Here is a 16,855-nt window from a genome sequence, read left to right on the forward strand (position 1 = left end):
CTGACTTCCATCATGCTAATCTGGTATCACCCATTGGGGACACCGTCTTGGGCTATATGGGGGAATCTAATTCTCCAATTATTATCACACGCACTAACTGCACTGATGTGGGGGCCATGGCAAGCTAAACTTAGTCGGGATGAATTGGGTCCCCGTAGTCCGTACTTGCGAAAGATATTGAAGACACACTGGATCCGAACGACTTTGATCAATACACACGCATTCGTTCTCTTCATTTGGCTTATTAAGATTATCAAATGAACTCACGAATTCAAGACATGTCTATACTACTCATAGAACAAATTTCATTTTTTCAAAAATATCCTCCTAACCAACTGGCCCGTCGGACGCATTTGCTCTTCCGCAGGTCGATTCCTTTATACTGCGAGAATCCTCGCGCATATCGCCTCATTGCACACACCCCGGCAGATACAACGTCCTTCGGATCTGCCGCAAACGTGAGTTATCATGAACGAGGCTCGGCTCCATACGCAAGGGAGTCATGCTCATTCCATCCCACCCGTATCATCCAACGATTTTGGGTGTTGCAGTTGACCATGCTTCTGACATGGCTTCGCTTTCTCTGACCGTAGCAGTTCTTTGAGGCTAGCCCCGTATCTTGGGAGGTTGGTTCCCCCTCACGGGTACATTGTTAGATGGGCTTCAAACCCTGGGTCTGCTCAGACCCAACACATGCCATCCTAGCCTTGGCGAGATGAGGTATTCGCTAACCACCAGAATTGGTGGCTTCAACACATAGTGCTCATGGCGCACTGCATATTTCATGCTTCGATAACGATGTAACCCAGATAATTCCTCGTTAAATATTTATGCACACATGGGAGCGAATCCTTCTTCGGGATCAGCCTCCTTATGTGCAACAGACTCTCTGCGTCGATAGTCAATGAAATGTGTTTACAGGAAGTATCAGATTTTCCTGTCGACCATTGTAACGGTGCTCAGATATCGCTCATTGCTACTATAGGCATCAGTGGATTACAACGCGCCTGCATATTTCGCTGAAAGAAAAGAAGGAAAAATCGGACGATAATTTAATTCCTCCCTTATACGCATTGTATCGACCACCATTTGCCACGGGTTGAATTCCTGTTGATTCGATTCTTGTGGGACTTCACTATTATGAAACTGGAATAACTCGCTCACTGAAATTGGAGCATCGTCGGCAACATTATATATTCGCCCATCAACCCCTTGTACGGTAGCAGCGAGATGCAAGGCCTGACTTACATCTGCATGGTGTACCATGTGGAAACGCTGAGCAGGATTCCAGTTCTTCATCATTGGGAGAAATTCGGTGATATGCGGGTCGCCGTCACCATATACAAACCCAAGTCTTACGATGCGCAGTCCTAACCCCTGCCCTCGATAAAGCTGTAGTAGGGCCTCTTCCGCAGCAACTTTGGTTTGAGGATATGGCATGGTCGGCCTTAATAGATCATCTTCGTGGTTAGGTCTTGAATGATTACCAGCTCCATATACCAAACTAGTGCTGGTAAAAATAAACCTTGGCACATCGGCCCTCAATGCAGCATGTGCTAACTCCATACTTGCATCGATGTTTGACCTTCTCGCGGTGTTTTCGTCAACACCGCGGAACTGCGCTGCTAGGTGTACCACGGCATCTGTGCCTTGAAGAGTGTTACCCCAGCTTCTCGTTTGCAAGAGATCGCCTTCTAACACTTCAGCCCCTAACTGCTGTAACCAATGCGCATTTGCAATATCCCGAACCAAGCACTTAACGTGATGTCCTTGCTGCAACAATCGGCGGACAAAGCGACTTCCAACTTTACCTGTAGCTCCTGTTACAAAAACGTTCATTGTTTGAATCCTCCCTAGTGGTTTCAGTACTATACACAGGAAGTATGACACGATTTGTCTCTGGTTTCCCTCCTTCGTTTGTCGTACGATTGAAAGTGTCAGGATAAGGAGGTGCATCGAAAGTGTTGTCACCCAGAATCTCGTTAGGCGAGTTTTTACGTTCACGTCGAGAACGACTCGTGCCTGAAGATGCAGGCCTACCATCCCATGGACGCCGACGGACCCCTGGACTTCGTAGAGAGGAAGTCGCTCAACTCGCAAATATTGGAACATCTTGGTACACATCTTTGGAACAGGGCAGAAGCGTGAATCCTTCAGAGGACGTTCTCAACAACATTGCAACCGCGTTGCAATTAACTGAAGATGAACGTCGCTACCTTCACCTTCTAGCACAACCAGTAGAACAGAGCAAACTTGAAACTTCCGAACTTAGTGTTGCTCTGAAACGGACCATAATCGCTCTTGACCCTAATCCCGCATTCATCATGGAGAAATGGTGGGATTTGCTGTTTTGGAACGAAGCCGCTGAACTTGTTTTTCGACTACCGTCGTTCTCGACCAATATACAACAAGGCCCCAATTGGCTGAGACGATTTTTGACGGATCCCGAACTTAAATCGAACACGAGTGACTGGGAAAATAAAGCAAAGATCATGATTGCAAACTTTCGCACAGATTACGCTTTCTACTCTAACGACGAACACTTCAAAAATCTGATTGAAGAATTTACCCAAGTCAGTGTCTTGTTTCGCGAAACATGGCCACGACATGATGTTCAAGTCGTTACCGATTGTCACAAGCAGTGGCATGACCCACGTATCGGGGAAATGGAATTCGAACATGTAGTCTTGCAACCGTCAACGGAGTTGGACGTAAAGATAATGATTTATACCGCTTCAGCAGAGACGGCTAAGCGTTTAGCAAACTTAAGGGGGAGTTCGAGTAATCTGATAAGTTTCATAGAATGAACTGTTAAAGGCATCGGTCGCTCAAATTTCTCATTTCTGTTCGGGTAGCTCTGCCCTCCTTGCGATACCCTCGCATTGAATACTCCTGCTTCTTTAGTGCCATAACAGTCGCGAACCATTATCGTATAATTATGGATCGGAGAGCCTTGGTCCACAACGACAGTTGACCGATCAGGTTCAAGAACGAGTAATAAACACGCATACAAAATGCCTAAATTGCCCAACCTCTTCCCCGCGGAGGCTGAACGTGAAAACGATAATGGCATTGTTGGAGATAGTGCTTACCCTTGGACTATCACCTGCTGTTGCTGAGGATAGAGTGATAACTGTTCAAGGGCAGACACGAGTGAAGTTTTACAGAGAGATTTTCTTATCACCATGCTTTCTCCATATATCCAAAAAGCAATAGATTAACATTATCATGGAACGTCACGCCAATATGATCTGTACCAAACGCAGATAAGAAGCATCAAGCGTCTGTGTAATAAGGGGCAGTTTGATTTTCAAACCACAGTGCAGGTTGAAACATGGACTGGGCCAAAAAATCCCCCCTTCGGATTAGAGACCATCATTTTGACTTATGAACCCATTCCAACTCACCCGTACGTTCCTGGAATATGTATTGTAGAATTCATGCACCAAAACGAGGTGGAACCAATTCTGACGAATCGTCATAACTGTCCTCCTCACCACTGAACCGTTGTCACGCTCTGTCGCTCTTCTGCTTCTCATGTGCAGCAAGACGAGGGCCCTGTCCGTTGCATGTATATGCAGGCCTGACAGCAAACCTCTGTCAGGGACTTGCCCCGTTAATTGGAGAAGGCATTTTGCTAAAAGCCCTCATGGTGTTCGGACAGTAGTGATTTAGAATGGCTCAGAGTTAAGAATGCTTGTCCTGTGACTTATTGTTGACTTAAACCTTGGTTTAAGTGGTAGACTAGTCCCTGTCTACGAGGAAACAATAAATTTGGAGGTCTCCATGTGAAGTGTTATTCAATTGGCGAAGTAGCAGCCAAGTTCAATATACCAGAATCAACGTTACGCTATTACGAGAAACAAGGCTTACTGCCACTAATCGAGCGTGATGAAGCTGGTAGGAGGTTATTTTCAGAAGATCAAGTCGCTCTACTTGCCACCGTTATTTGTTTGAAAACCACTCACATGCCCATCAGTGAAATAAAACAGTACATGGATTGGGTTGTAGAAGGAGACAGTACCATTGATTTGCGACTTGAAATGATGAGGAATCACAAGGACAAGGTATTAGATGAGATTTTTTGGATGACAGAATCCCTAAAAAGGATTGACGAAAAGATAGAGCGTTACACAAATCGTACTCAGGAAAGGAATAATGATTAACATGAAAAGAGCATTAGTAACTGGGGCAAACAAGGGAATCGGGTTTGAAATCGCTCGCAATCTAGGAAAGCGTGGCTATGACATTCTCGTCGGGGCGCGTGATAAAGCCCGTGGGCAGGCAGCAGTCGAAAAACTTGCCGCAGAAGGTATATCAGCGACGTTCATCAAGATTGATTTGAATGATCTTGATAGCTTGCACACAGCAGCTAAAACGATTGATTCGCTCGATCTATTGGTTAATAATGCTGGAATTCCTGATAGTGTCAAGCCTGGGCGCGCGGCGCTTGACCTCACAAAGCACACATTTGACTATACAACTGAGGATTTGCGTACGACGATGGAAACGAATTTTCTAGGCACACACAAACTCATAAAAAACCTGCTGTCATCTCTGACAGACAACGCGAAAATCGTCAACATTACCGTTCCGATTTCGCCTACCGACTTTTGGCACCCACTCGCTTACATCACGAGCAAAGCAGCACTCAACGTGATGACGCTGACTTACGCTTACGAGTTTGAAAAAATGGGTAGCCACCGCCAGATTTTCGGCATCATGCCTGGCGCTGTCGCGACCGACTTGAACGGCATGGAAGCTGGTGCACACGGCGGCTTCGTCAAATCTTCCGAAGCCGCTGGACAGATGAGTGCCGATATTATCCTGTCTGATAAGAATCAAAATGGCCAAATCATTCAGTACGATGGAAAGATTGTCACAGATTATGAGATTCAGCTGAGAGCCTAGAAACATCAAACTCTGTCAGTGATACGACTTCGGCTACCACCTTTAGTTACATAGCGAAAATCTCAAGGCGCGGTATGGGTATTCGGATACCATCAGGTACTTTACCTTGCTCCGGTAGAAATCCGTGCTTGCAGTCCTCGCAGATGGTCGGAATGCGGCTCTTGTTGGCCTTTCATCCCCATCCTTGTACCTTGCCACCGTGGGCCTCCCTGCAGAAACTCGCGGTGGCACTGCGAGCAGTCAAAGGGCATGAGACTGTCTGCCTTAGTCCATATGGTACTATGATGCATCAATCTCCTTTCCAGCCTCTTGTTACAGTAGACTGCGCCGTTAACGTTCTGGTAGACCTTATCCTACCCACTATCTGGATAGAATCGCTCTTGGACATTCCTCTCCTATGTTCAGCAAGGGGCGGCCGTATTCACTGTTTATTGATTCATTAAAAGGGCTTGGTACTTGCTACAGGTACTCTGTGACAGGAGCTAGCTTTGCTTCACTGCCAGAAAGAAACTGAGTTAATAATGGTGCATGCCCTTGACAATAAATGACAAGCCATCGCTCATTTTCATCCATGGTGTTATCCATGAAGTTACAGTAGATGTTTAAGTTACGCTCGTACCAACGCGAAACCTAATTCGGTTCGTATCGTCGCCAACCTGCGTCATCACCAAGTAAAGTTGATCTGCCATTCGAAGGGTGTCCGGGTCATTCAACCAACGTAGCACTTCCCGAATACCCCCTGTCTACAAACGAATTTTCATTTCACTGAAGAATTTCTGTCCTAGATTATTCAAGTCCTCATGAAGATCTGGACAACATTCTTCTGCAAACTCAAATACATGCCCGATGGTTAACTCGCTTGATTCGTTCTGATAGTCAATTGCGTAAACACGCTTGTGTCCCAAACTCTTAGCAGTTCGGAAACCCAGCTGATAAACTTCGTTATGCAGTAATGTCAAATCATTTTGTACAAAGTCTGAATACTCCTGATCGAGACCTAATTGTTCGGACTGTAGCTGCTCAACTGCAATTTTTGTAGGAGAGAAGTCAATTAAACGGCTAATCAACTCGGAGATTTCCTGCTGGCGGTTTTCTGTTGTAATATCGTCTTTGACCCTGAATTGATTGGACACATCATTGAAGTGATATACACCCAGAAACATTGCTTCCAGAGTATGAGCCTCCGCTCTATGCACTTTACCTCATTATAGGGTTGATGTTCGTATTGCAGATAATTGCCCGATAATAACATAATCCGAAAAATTCCTTGGTTTATATTTATGCACAGATGGGAGCAAATCCTTCTTGGGGATCTGGTGTTAGGCTGTAATAATAGACACAACGAAACGAATCGAGAATGTGAAAATAAATAAATTGATGCGAGGTGTCTACAGTGGCGAAGCATTACCACAACGACTTTAAGCCCAAGACTATCAAATTGGTTGTAGAGAAAAGGAAGCCCGCCTCCCCCAGGTTGCACATGACCTTGCCATCATCCCTAAGCCTCTGCAAGGTGCAAACGGATGCGAAAATACAGGATTCTTGTTCGCTTGTTGGCGTATAATTATTCGGAGATGAAGATTTGAACGTTATTCGGCTATTGGACAGATAAGTTCAATATGAATTCTCATAAATTTTACGATATTCCGGGTTGAGAATGTTTGGAAAAATCGAGCTGAGTTCGGAGGTGAAAGCCTTGGTGTTTGACTCATTATTTGAAAACGATGTTCCCTCATTCCTTCGCTAATGAGCGAAGGGAGCAAAATAATTATCTCTTCGCCAGTGGATAAATACATGTCCAAATATGACGGAGGGATCTTGATGAATTCACGCTATTTAGGCGGCTTATATATGGCGCTTGCCGCAAGTATATGGGGCGGAATGTATGTCGTAAGTAAGATTAACCTTGCAATTATGCAGCCCATGGAACTTGTCTGGCTCAGGTACGTGGTTGCCCTGATTACGCTAGGAGTTTGCATCGTACTTACGAAGCAATCTTGGAAAATTAGGTGGAGACATTTCCCGCTTATAGCTGCTGTGGGAATTGTGGGGTATGCAGTGTCCATCTGGACGCAGTTTCTTGGAACAAAACTTTCGACGGCACAGATGGGAGCCATGATTACATCGGCAACACCTGCTTTTATGGTGGTATTTGGTCTTCTACTGTTGAAGGAAAGGATCAACGTACGGAAAGCATTTTCCGTTGGACTTGCCACGATAGCTGTTCTCATGATTGTTGGTGTAGGAGGGTTAAATCATTCGTACAAACTTGGTGGCATGATTTTATTCATTGCTGCTATCACGTGGGCACTAATGTCCGTTTTGGTTAAACAGATTCCGAACCATTACTCACAATTGACGGTAACCTTTTACGCCACATTTGTAGCTACGCTGCTCATTACTCCGTTTGCCGTCGCACAGTTGGTGCATACACCAGCTAGTTCGTGGCAACAACCAAGTATATGGGGCGGGGTTCTATATTTAGGGGTTGTTTCTACAGCGGTTGCGTTTTTCTTGTGGAATAAGGGATTATAAATGGTTGATGCGTCATCTGGAGGATTGTTCTTCTTCTTTCAACCACTTGTCGGTACGTTTCTAGGTTGGTTAATTCTTGGCGAAGAAGTTGGAGTGACGTTTTGGTTAGGTGCGGCACTGATTGTCATCAGCGTTTCTCTAGTTTTACAAGATTCTTAAGAAACATCTGCAATGAGCGGCAGACAGCATCTGTCGCTCATTTTTGTACAAGGAATTGCTGGACTAAAGTGCGGATTAATAAAGCAAATCGACTCTTCATTAATAAAAGTGGTACTTTGTGCCCTGCTGAATGACGCTGTTATTTAGATTAGACAGCGTCATTCAGCAGGCCCTATTATAAACATACTGCATCGAAAATTACAAATCAAAACATAAATAAAGTTGAATGTTGTAAATGAAATTCCTACTACATAAGAGAACCCGTTTGATGCACTGGCAATGGAAGCCCTTCGAGAAGATGACGAGTGTAAAACCGTTACACTGGATGACATACTAAAGCATGAAGGACTTTCTATCGAGCACAACGCTGAAAGATAGGGATTAACCAAAAGATCAACGACATATTTGTCGATAATTTCTAAGTTTCGGACAGCGAGTGTGGTCTCGCCCAAACCGAACCGTCCGGCGCACGGTAGACGACCAAAGTTCCTAAAGTCCCGGAGTGTTTGGCTTTCCCGTGTAGCACTGATTAAGTTTCGCCGTTTTTTAGGTTCTTCCAATTCATTGTCATTTGTTACCACCGTTCTTTCAAACTTCCTCAAATCTACGCATAGGTAGGTGTGACGTTGAATTCCTGCTTCGTTGAGGCTACCTCTGTGATAGAAGGTCTTACACCCTCCCTGGACTTTTTGCGGATCCACTTGATAACCTTGTTCTGCAAGCCTTTCTCATTTCCACACGATTTTCAGCGATCTTTTGCACATACTTCTGAAAATGTTCGTTGCACACTGGTAGCCAATCGCCATCGACATATACTTTGCGGTTGTTCTCTACAGCAGCAAAGCAAAAACTGCAAAGTTGTGTGTTGTTGAACATGGCTTTCGCCACCTCCATCGCATATGATTACCTTTCCACCGGCACTTTCACCGTCTCGCCCGCCTGCAAATCCTTGTACCGCATCGTCATCCACGAAAACGCCGCCATCACATGGTTAGGATCATATCGTTCGCAAAGTCCCCACAAGGTATCTCCCGGCTCTACGGTGACAGAAACGGTTCGTGGATGCGAGGGCAATTGGCGGCTCCAAAAATTCACGATGCCAAAGGCCAACGATGTCCCTGCCAAACTGAGCATCACCCCTGCTATGGCCAGTTGCACCAACACCTTCCACCGTGAATGTGTTGACTCTGCAGAAGTTACAACAACCATCGGCTGTTCGGATCGCCAGTACCTCGTTTCCACTGCATCCCCACGTCCCACGACACCCACGCACCCTTCATAAAAAGAAATAAATATCTTTTTTAGAATTTATTTCTATCCAAGGTCGTCGAGCATTATCGCTCGACAACGATAGGGTGTCAACGGCTTTTTTGATTCAAGTGGCCCTTGTAGCAATGAAAGAGGCGAAGCTCGCGTGAGCTTCGCCATTCATCGACTTCTCAGTGTCCTTCATTTTCATCCGGAACATGGAATTTGTCAGGCAAATATATTCTGTTGTCAACATCCTCCACCTGCCTTTAGGAAGAGTATGTCAACGAACGTTCTCTTGACTTGCGGGCGTATTATAAAAAAATAAGAAACTTAGTAACTAAGAAAAAAATCTTTATTCGTTTAAGAAGGCATACAATATGAACACCCTATTGACGAAAGAGCGTCACACGGAGGGAATTTATATGGACGGAAAGTCTAAAATCATAAGCGTCTCCAAGGGTCGGCAGATCACATTGCCCATACAGTATTATCGTGAACTTGGGATTCATAACGAAGTAGAATGCTTTTTACGTGGCGATGAAATTGTCATTCGTCCCGTTCGGCGTGGGGATGACTTCTCTGAGGAAATCCTCAAAGACTTAATTCAGCAAGGTTATAGCGGAGATGAACTACTTGCAGAATTTCAACGCTTACGGTCTGGAATTCGTCCAGCTGTGAAGCGCATGCTGGATGAAGCACACCAGGTTGCACAAGAACTCTATTCCAATAGCTCTCCAGAAGAGCAGGTTGCTGATCTGTTTCGTGACGATAAGGGCAAACAGGAGGCTTGATTCCACTGTTACCGTTTAGCAGCCGTCCTCCATTCGAACGATACATAAGGCCTACCTGGACTGACCGGATATCCAACCAACAGGACAAAAATGTCCGGTATAAAACGGACATCTGTGTTCATTCGTCGTCGTAACAACCTAAACAGGCTGACGCTGACAAACCAACCTTGTTATACTGAACGTGCAGAGCGAGCGTTGGTATGCAATCCGACATTAGGGGGACCGTCCACATGCCGACATTCACCTACGGAACAACAACAATCAAATACACGATGCGTCACCAGTCGTCCAAACGTGATTGCACCATTACTGTCGACTGGAAAACAGGCGTGTCTGTAGTCGTGCCCGATGAATTCGACCAGGAACACATCGACGCAGTGTTGCGACGCAAAGCACCGTGGATACTTCGTAGACTCATTGAGTTCAGTGAAATTAAGCCGTTATCAACTCGCCATGAGTTCATCAGCGGAGAAAAGTTTCCGTACTTGGGTCGACAATATCGGTTGAAGGTTTTGGCGAGGGATGATGTTTCTGACGTGTCTCTGGCGTTCCAGAATGGTCGGTTCGTGGCAACCGTGCCGAAGTCATCTAGTCCTACCTGGCGTGGGGAACATCTTAGAAAGGCGTTCCGTGATTGGTACATCACACATGGGGCTGTAAAGGTGCAGCAACGAATAAGGCTGTTCGCCCCACGTTTGGGACTAGAACCGTCCAAGGTTGTTATCAAAGACCAACAGGCACGTTGGGGAAGTTGTACGAAGAACGGGACCATCAACGTCAACTGGCGAGTGTTGATGGCCCCGATGCGAATCGTCGATTACGTCGTGGTGCATGAGTTGGGGCACATGATTCACGCCGACCACTCAGCGGAGTTTTGGACCGTCGTGGCGTCAGTAATGCCCGATTACGACGAGAGGAAGGAATGGTTGCGAGTACACGGAGCAATGCTAGACTTATAAGCGTTATAAGAATGGACCTAGTTCAGCTTGGGCCACAGTCACCCACACCTCTTCTATCGGCACCTCCACAGTTTTACAGTAGCACGTAACGAAGTTGCACGAATCGATGCAGTTAGAGTACTCTTTATACCCTCGACCAAGCAGAAAATTCTTAATCTCAATATTAGTCCGCCCGCGTTGCATGCTATACCTCGCAATTCGGACATGCAATGCATACTCCGTTTCCTCACTTTCGGTGAGTACCGACAACTTCACTTCAAATCCTGTTAGATTGTCTTCGGAGCTTAGCTCCATTTGTCCCACAAAACTCGCCCATCCATCATGATGTTCACCCATTTAGCGTCCCCCTCTCCCATGTATTGCCTACGTAACCTTCTCTTACGCCTTGAAATGCACCTTCGCCAAGTTCATCACCTGCTGAGCTATGTACTCCAGCTTATCCGACGGGCACTTAGCTGCCCTTAACTGCCGTTTAATACGACTCCGCATTTCGCGTTGAACGTCCTCCTTGGTCGTCCAGTCACGTATATTTTTAAGTGCAGATACGTCTTCTACCACAATCTGCGTCAAGTCAGCCAACTGTTCATCATCGTGGCTGTCAGATGACAGTTCACTCCTGAGTAGATCGTAGAACGGACGTTGTTCACGGACGACGCCAGACGTTGACTGCTCTGCGTTGTACCCTTGGATGTCCTTGCGAATCAGTTCTTGTAGTTGCAAGACTAGCTGGACAGTCTCCAGACGATGTTCCTTCCACTCCGTAATCAACGATTCTAACTTCTCACGCAGCGACGTGTAATGAACGGGATTCTCGTCCATCTTAACGCGAATTTCATGTCGAATGGCGTGTTCCATCTCGGACGCCTTCGCTTCGTCCGAAGACATGCTGTCAACGTACTCACCAAATCGACTGGACAAAATGTCAATCGGGTCGTGTAGAACCTCAATGGCGTTGGCTCGGACGTGTTCCTCGATGAGCTGCTTCACCTTGGCCCCACAGTCCGAGATGTCCATTTCCTCGTCGCGGTAACGCTGCTTCGCGGCGAGTCGTACCTTCCCTAAGAACTTCAAGTCGTCCCGGTACGGATTCGCCAACGGGCTAGGCATCACCAGGTCCATACTTTCTGCAAACCGTTTGAACGCCAAGTCGAATTCAACCCTTACATCCTCTGGCTCTAACACCTTGATGCACGCTTCCAGATTCTCATGGCCGACATGGTCGAAGAAACGCATAGCCGCTCGATGACGACTTTGCAGACGTGGCAGTTCGGACTCAACAGGCATCATGACGCCACGAATATCCTTTTCGTGGAATACGTCCAACGCCTGTTTCAAGAACGCAGATACACCAAAGTAGTCCACAATCAGTCCATACGTCTTGCCGTCGTACGTGCGGTTCACGCGTGCAATCGCCTGTAGTAAATTGTGCTCACGTAAAGGCTTGTCGAGATACATGACTTGCTCGATTGGGGCGTCAAAGCCCGTCAACAGCATGTCGCAGACGATGATGAACTGCAACTTGTCATCGGGGTCTTTGAAACGCTCGATATAATTCCTCTGCTGCTGCTCCGTCAGGTGGAATTGTTTGATTTCATCCTTGTCGTTATGGCCCGTTGAGATGATAACCACGGATTCGGGAGCATTCAGCTTATCCAAGGTCTGCTTATACAGGATGGCCGTTTCCCGATTCACGGCAACGATTTGAGCCTTGAAGCCGTTTGGAGCGATGTGCTGTTCATAGTGCTCGATGATATCCATACAAATGGCTTCAATACGCCTCGGAGCGGCTGTAATAGCCTCGGCGGTAGCATACTTCTGTTTGATACGTTCTCGATCGTCCACGTCGTAATTGGCGAAGATACGGTCAAATAGGGCGTCCAGGGAACGTCCCTCAATCTGCAAGTCTGGCATACGGCTTTCGTACAGAATGGGAACTGTTGCCCCATCGTCAACTGACTGCTGGATTGTGTAGGTGTCGATGTATGTACCGAACGTCCGAGTCGTGCTTTTATCCTTCTTGTCAATCGGCGTCCCCGTGAACCCAAGGTAACAGGCGTTTGGCAACGCAGTTCTCATGTTGGTTGCAAGCCCTTTGTACTGTGTGCGGTGGCTCTCGTCCACCATCACGAAGATGTTGGCATCGGTACTTAGGACTTTATCGCCTTCTGATTCCGCTTCTTGGAACTTTTGAACCGTAGTCATTACTGTCTGGCCGTGCCCCTGACGTAGAAGACGCCGCAAGTCGGCAACCGATTCAGCACGATTAGGGTTCGGAAATCCGCAACGCCTAAACGTGGAGGCAATCTGTCTGTCCAGGTCTTTACGGTCTGTCACGACCAGAATAGTTGGATTGCCCAATTCGGATAGCCGACGTAACTTGACCGCCAGATACAGCATGGTCAGCGACTTCCCGCTACCTTGCGTGTGCCAAACGACGCCGCCACGTTCATCTAACGAGTCGGCATTTACAATACGGTCAATGGCTTTATTGACGGCACGGAACTGCTGGTAACGTGCCAACTTCTTGATGGTACGTCCTCCCTCGGGTTCGTAGACGATGAAGTTCTGAATTAAGTCCAGCAAGTTACGTTTGGTCAACATTCCGACGACCAGAACGTCCTGCGGGTTCACTTCGGTCGTCCCGATGTCTGACGCAGTGAACGGGTACGGGTCCTTCCACTCCCCATAGTGACGCAACTTCGCCCCTACGGTTCCGTATTTGGACTGCTGACCGCACGTACTGATAAGGATTTCGTTGTAGTAAAACAAACGGTCAACTTCGGACTGGTAACGCTCCAACTGCTTGACGCCCTGAGCGATTGGACTGGATATAAACGGGCTTTTACACTCGATGACGACTAGAGGCAAGCCGTTCACAAACAGCACCACGTCGGGGATGATGTTGTCCGTCAGTCCACTGACCTTGAACTGATTGACAACCAGAAACTCGTTGTTGTCGATGTTGTCAAAGTCAATCAACTTGACCGTCTGGTTCTTCTTGCCGTGCCCCAGGTCTTGTTCGACCGAGACGTAGTGAACGATGTTTTCGTGAATGGCCTCGTTGGCCTCCATGAGACTGGCCGCTTCGAGGTGGGTTACGTCACGGACGACCTTGTGCAAATTATTGTCGTCAATCCAAGGGTTGATGCGTTTGATGGCGTCACTAAGACGCTGCTCCAGAACGACGTCCCGCAATGTCTGGCGTTCACCTTCAAGGGACGAGCCGTGTATGTACGTGTAATCCAGTTTCTGCAACTGGGCGATGATACGGTTTTCAACAAGTTCCTTTTCGTTCCAATCTTGCGTGGTCGTCATACGGACACCTCGGACGGTTCATCGACGTTGACACGGACTTTGCCTGTAAGAAGAACATTCATCAGTGATACCTTAAGGCTGGAGTACGTCTGCAATGTCTTATGCTCATGCTGTAGCTTATCATCAATACTTGCCAGAATAACTGCTATTTGCCGCTGTTCCTCGATAGGCGGTATAGGAATGCTAAATCTCTTAATCAGTTGCTGGCTAATGTTAGGTTGTGCCCCTCCTGCCCCAAGATTAACAAGTTCGTCTTTGCGAAATGAGAGTATGTAGTAGAGGAACTCATGATGTACTTTCTTCTCATCGCAAAGAATTGCACAGCATGCCTGGTTCGTAGCAGCCTCAATCTTTAAGATAGAGGACTTTCCAATCGTGGCACCGTACATTGCAACAAGCACGGTATTCTGCGGTAATATCTTTGCGGAAGAATTCCTTACTGCTTCATTGGTGATTCTTTCCTCAGAGTCATAGATATATTTTATTCCAAGTTCTCCAGTCTTTATCCAAGGAATGGTTCCGTTTTCGTAATAGACCTTGACACTTCTTTTCGGAGTACCGCCGCTGGTTGTTTGACAAACCTTACCTATTTGGGCGACATCCCACTCCGTCGGAATCTCGCCAATCTCCGTCTGCTTGAACGTAGTGTGACCGATTCCCCTCGTCAACAACTGCTGCATTAAGCCACGTTTCACAACTTCGGTCTGGTCGATGATACGTTGCGTGGCGGCGATGGCATCGTCAACTGACGTTAGGATGGCGGCGATTTTACGTTGTTCGGGGAGTGGAGGCACAGTCAATGAAATACCAAAGAAATCCTCGACGCCGACGTTCAATAGCCCGTGGCTTCTTCCACCCTCTTGTGCAATTTCCCTGACTTCACTATGCCAAAGATTACTATCAAAGTAGTGTTTCAAAAAGTCACCACTTACGTCCGTCTTTGGTCGGAAGCATAGATACAAGGTTGAAACAATGCCTTGTTCGTATTTTTCAAGTCGCTTGATTGCACCGAAGGGGTATCCATCTGAATAACTTTTGTTATATGCAAAGTCACCTTTGGTCAAAAGGATATAACCGTCCAAGTTCTTACTTGCTACTGACTTGTTGAAGAACTTAGTTTGGCTTACCAATCCATGTTGACCGGAAATTGTAAGGACATTATCGGTTTTCCCTTGATTTTTCAGCCTGATTCGGTCACAAATTTCGCCCAATGTTACAGTTGACCAATTCCCTGATTGCATAACCTCACTCACCATAGCCCAACTCCTTCAGGTAGCCGTTCATCACAAGTTCCACCTGACGACGTTCTTCCTCAAGGCGTCGCAACTCGGCGATGGCATCCTCAACGTCAATCTGTTCCTCTTCGTCTGCTGAGTCAATGTATCTGGCGATGTTCAAGTTATAATCGTTTCTACGGATTTCGTCCATTTCGACAACGCGACAGTATTTATCAATGTCCTGCCACGCATCATACGCCGACACGATTTTCTGGATGTCCTCGTCACGCAAGAAGTTCTGGTTCTTTCCCTCTTGGTAGTCGTTGGCCCCGTTCAGGAAGAACACCTTACCGCGTTTGTCGGCGTCCTTGTGCCGATTGAATACCAGAATACACGCCGGAATACCTGTCCCGTAAAACAGGTTCGATGGTAAACCAACGACCGCTTCCAACAAGTCTTCCTCCAAAATACCTTGGCGTATCGTCCCTTCTGCACCCCCACGGAACAGAACGCCATGCGGCATGACGACGCCAGCTTTACCGTCATGGTTCAACGTGGCAATCATGTGCTGAACGAACGCCAAGTCGCCTTTGTCTTTTGGCGGTAGACCGAAGCGGAAACGTCCATAACCGTCCGATTCGACGTCCTCACGTCCCCATCCCTTTAGACTGAACGGCGGATTCGCAATCACACGGTCGTACAGCATCAGTTCGCCGTCTTGAACCAACTTTGGGTCACGTATGGTATCGCCCTTTTCGATGCGATGGTCACTGAGTCCGTGCAGTAACAGATTCATCTTACAGATGGCCCACGTATTCAAGTTCTTTTCCTGGCCGTGCAGCGTCAGGTTGCGTGGATTGCCTCCAGTAGCCTTGATATAATCAACGGATTGAATCAACATGCCGCCTGACCCTGCTGTCGGGTCGCATATACGCATACCTTCTTGCGGCTTAATGAGTTTGACGATGAGTTCAACGACCTTGGACGGTGTGTAGAATTCCCCGCCTTTCTTGCCAGCGTCGTCGGCAAACATCTTAATGAGGTACTCGTACGCACGGCCCAATATGTCTGGCTCTGACAAATTGGCGTTCCTAAGGTCCAACGCACTGAAATGCTGAATTAGTCTGGATACGGTCGCGTCGGGTAGACGTTCCTTGTCGTTGAAGTCGATTGACACCAAAACGCCTTGTAGCGTTGCGTTCTCTTCCTCCAACAGTTCAAAGGCGTGGTTAATGACGGCCCCGATGTCTTGCGTCACAGAACGAATGTGCGACCATCTAGCACGTTCAGGAACGAAGAATTGGTGTTCGTCATGGTCGTACCAGCCGTAATCCTCGCCTTCCTCACGTTCAATACGCTCGGCCGTTTCGACAAATACGTCATTCAGACGTTTCAGGAACAACATGCCGAATATATAGTTTTTGTAGTCGGACGAGTCGATGCTGCCACGTAGAATATTGGCCGACTCCCAAAGATGTGACTCCAATTGCTGAAGCGTTAGTTTTCCCAAAGTAGTACCTCCGATTGTCCAATAGCGGTTCACTAGTTTCCATTTTCTATTGTATAACAAAGTCGCTCACAATGGGCATTTACGCATGTTTGTCGAGTGAGGATTTCTTCAATACAGAATAGAATCTAGTTCGGGAATTGCGAAATTACAAAGTATATACAGTAATAAATAGACCCACGGTGACTTCCAGTCCATCGTTTCATTACT

The 16,855-nt window shown here is 46.9% G+C and carries 13 protein-coding genes and 3 pseudogenes; 7 read left to right on the forward strand and 9 right to left on the reverse strand.

Annotation, left to right across the window (positions count from 1 at the left end):
* Positions 1-996 precede the first annotated feature (996 nt).
* Positions 997-1,839: an NAD-dependent epimerase/dehydratase family protein gene (locus tag FY534_RS07750; protein WP_203114201.1), complete on the reverse strand. Its 843-nt coding sequence runs from the start codon at positions 1,837-1,839 to the stop codon at positions 997-999.
* Between the two features lie 122 nt (positions 1,840-1,961).
* On the opposite strand from FY534_RS07750, the gene FY534_RS07755 reads away from it, so the two are divergent.
* The 4 genes and pseudogenes from FY534_RS07755 (at position 1,962) to FY534_RS07770 (ending at position 4,911) form a co-directional block, all read left to right on the forward strand.
* Positions 1,962-2,807: a helix-turn-helix transcriptional regulator gene (locus FY534_RS07755; RefSeq protein ID WP_203114202.1), complete on the forward strand. Its 846-nt coding sequence runs from the start codon at positions 1,962-1,964 to the stop codon at positions 2,805-2,807.
* Between the two features lie 429 nt (positions 2,808-3,236).
* Positions 3,237-3,503: pseudogene (locus tag FY534_RS15010) on the forward strand (DUF3888 domain-containing protein); the annotation flags it as partial.
* A 285-nt stretch (positions 3,504-3,788) separates the two neighbouring features.
* Entirely contained in the window at positions 3,789-4,166 is a 378-nt protein-coding gene (locus FY534_RS07765; protein ID WP_203114203.1) for a MerR family transcriptional regulator, read from the forward strand.
* A 1-nt stretch (position 4,167) separates the two neighbouring features.
* Entirely contained in the window at positions 4,168-4,911 is a 744-nt protein-coding gene (locus FY534_RS07770; protein ID WP_203114204.1) for an SDR family NAD(P)-dependent oxidoreductase, read from the forward strand.
* Positions 4,912-5,370: 459 nt separating this feature from the next.
* Here the strand turns inward: FY534_RS07770 and FY534_RS15015 are convergent.
* Both FY534_RS15015 and FY534_RS07775 read right to left on the reverse strand, forming a co-directional pair.
* Positions 5,371-5,529 (reverse strand): annotated as a pseudogene (locus FY534_RS15015) (DUF5694 domain-containing protein); the annotation flags it as partial.
* A 125-nt stretch (positions 5,530-5,654) separates the two neighbouring features.
* Positions 5,655-6,107 carry a DUF5694 domain-containing protein gene (locus FY534_RS07775; protein WP_203114205.1) on the reverse strand — a complete coding sequence of 151 codons (453 nt, stop codon included), beginning with the start codon at positions 6,105-6,107 and terminating at the stop codon, positions 5,655-5,657.
* 625 nt (positions 6,108-6,732) lie between these two features.
* On the opposite strand from FY534_RS07775, the pseudogene FY534_RS07780 reads away from it, so the two are divergent.
* A pseudogene (locus FY534_RS07780) lies at positions 6,733-7,605 on the forward strand (DMT family transporter).
* A 418-nt stretch (positions 7,606-8,023) separates the two neighbouring features.
* On the opposite strand, the gene FY534_RS15020 reads toward FY534_RS07780, so the two are convergent.
* Entirely contained in the window at positions 8,024-8,131 is a 108-nt protein-coding gene (locus tag FY534_RS15020; RefSeq protein ID WP_370541521.1) for a DUF1653 domain-containing protein, read from the reverse strand.
* A 377-nt stretch (positions 8,132-8,508) separates the two neighbouring features.
* The gene (locus FY534_RS07785) at positions 8,509-8,865 is read right to left on the reverse strand and encodes a hypothetical protein (RefSeq protein WP_203114206.1); all 357 of its coding nucleotides are present in this window, start codon (positions 8,863-8,865) and stop codon (positions 8,509-8,511) included.
* 368 nt (positions 8,866-9,233) lie between these two features.
* Here FY534_RS07785 and FY534_RS07790 point away from each other — a divergent pair, with 368 nt between their 5' ends.
* Both FY534_RS07790 and FY534_RS07795 read left to right on the forward strand, forming a co-directional pair.
* Entirely contained in the window at positions 9,234-9,647 is a 414-nt protein-coding gene (locus FY534_RS07790) for an AbrB/MazE/SpoVT family DNA-binding domain-containing protein (RefSeq protein WP_203114207.1), read from the forward strand.
* Positions 9,648-9,877: 230 nt separating this feature from the next.
* Positions 9,878-10,606, forward strand: coding sequence for a M48 family metallopeptidase (locus FY534_RS07795; RefSeq protein ID WP_203114208.1), 729 nt, complete (start codon positions 9,878-9,880; stop codon positions 10,604-10,606).
* 3 nt (positions 10,607-10,609) lie between these two features.
* On the opposite strand, the gene FY534_RS07800 is transcribed toward FY534_RS07795, so the two are convergent.
* From FY534_RS07800 to FY534_RS07815, 4 genes are read right to left on the reverse strand one after another with little or no spacing between them, the layout of a single operon-like run.
* Positions 10,610-10,942 (reverse strand): hypothetical protein, encoded by a 333-nt coding sequence (locus tag FY534_RS07800; RefSeq protein ID WP_203114209.1) that lies wholly within the window; start codon positions 10,940-10,942, stop codon positions 10,610-10,612.
* 42 nt (positions 10,943-10,984) lie between these two features.
* The gene (locus FY534_RS07805) at positions 10,985-13,921 is read right to left on the reverse strand and encodes a type I restriction endonuclease subunit R (RefSeq protein WP_203114210.1); all 2,937 of its coding nucleotides are present in this window, start codon (positions 13,919-13,921) and stop codon (positions 10,985-10,987) included.
* Positions 13,918-15,177, reverse strand: coding sequence for a restriction endonuclease subunit S (locus FY534_RS07810; protein WP_203114211.1), 1,260 nt, complete (start codon positions 15,175-15,177; stop codon positions 13,918-13,920). Before FY534_RS07810 ends, FY534_RS07805 begins: the two co-directional genes overlap by 4 nt.
* Positions 15,167-16,648: a type I restriction-modification system subunit M gene (locus tag FY534_RS07815; protein ID WP_203114212.1), complete on the reverse strand. Its 1,482-nt coding sequence runs from the start codon at positions 16,646-16,648 to the stop codon at positions 15,167-15,169. Before FY534_RS07815 ends, FY534_RS07810 begins: the two co-directional genes overlap by 11 nt.
* Between the last annotated feature and the right edge of the window lie 207 nt (positions 16,649-16,855).

The sequence above is a fragment of the Alicyclobacillus sp. TC genome, from assembly GCF_016804365.1.
In the GTDB taxonomy this organism is placed as follows: domain Bacteria; phylum Bacillota; class Bacilli; order Alicyclobacillales; family Alicyclobacillaceae; genus Alicyclobacillus_I; species Alicyclobacillus_I tolerans.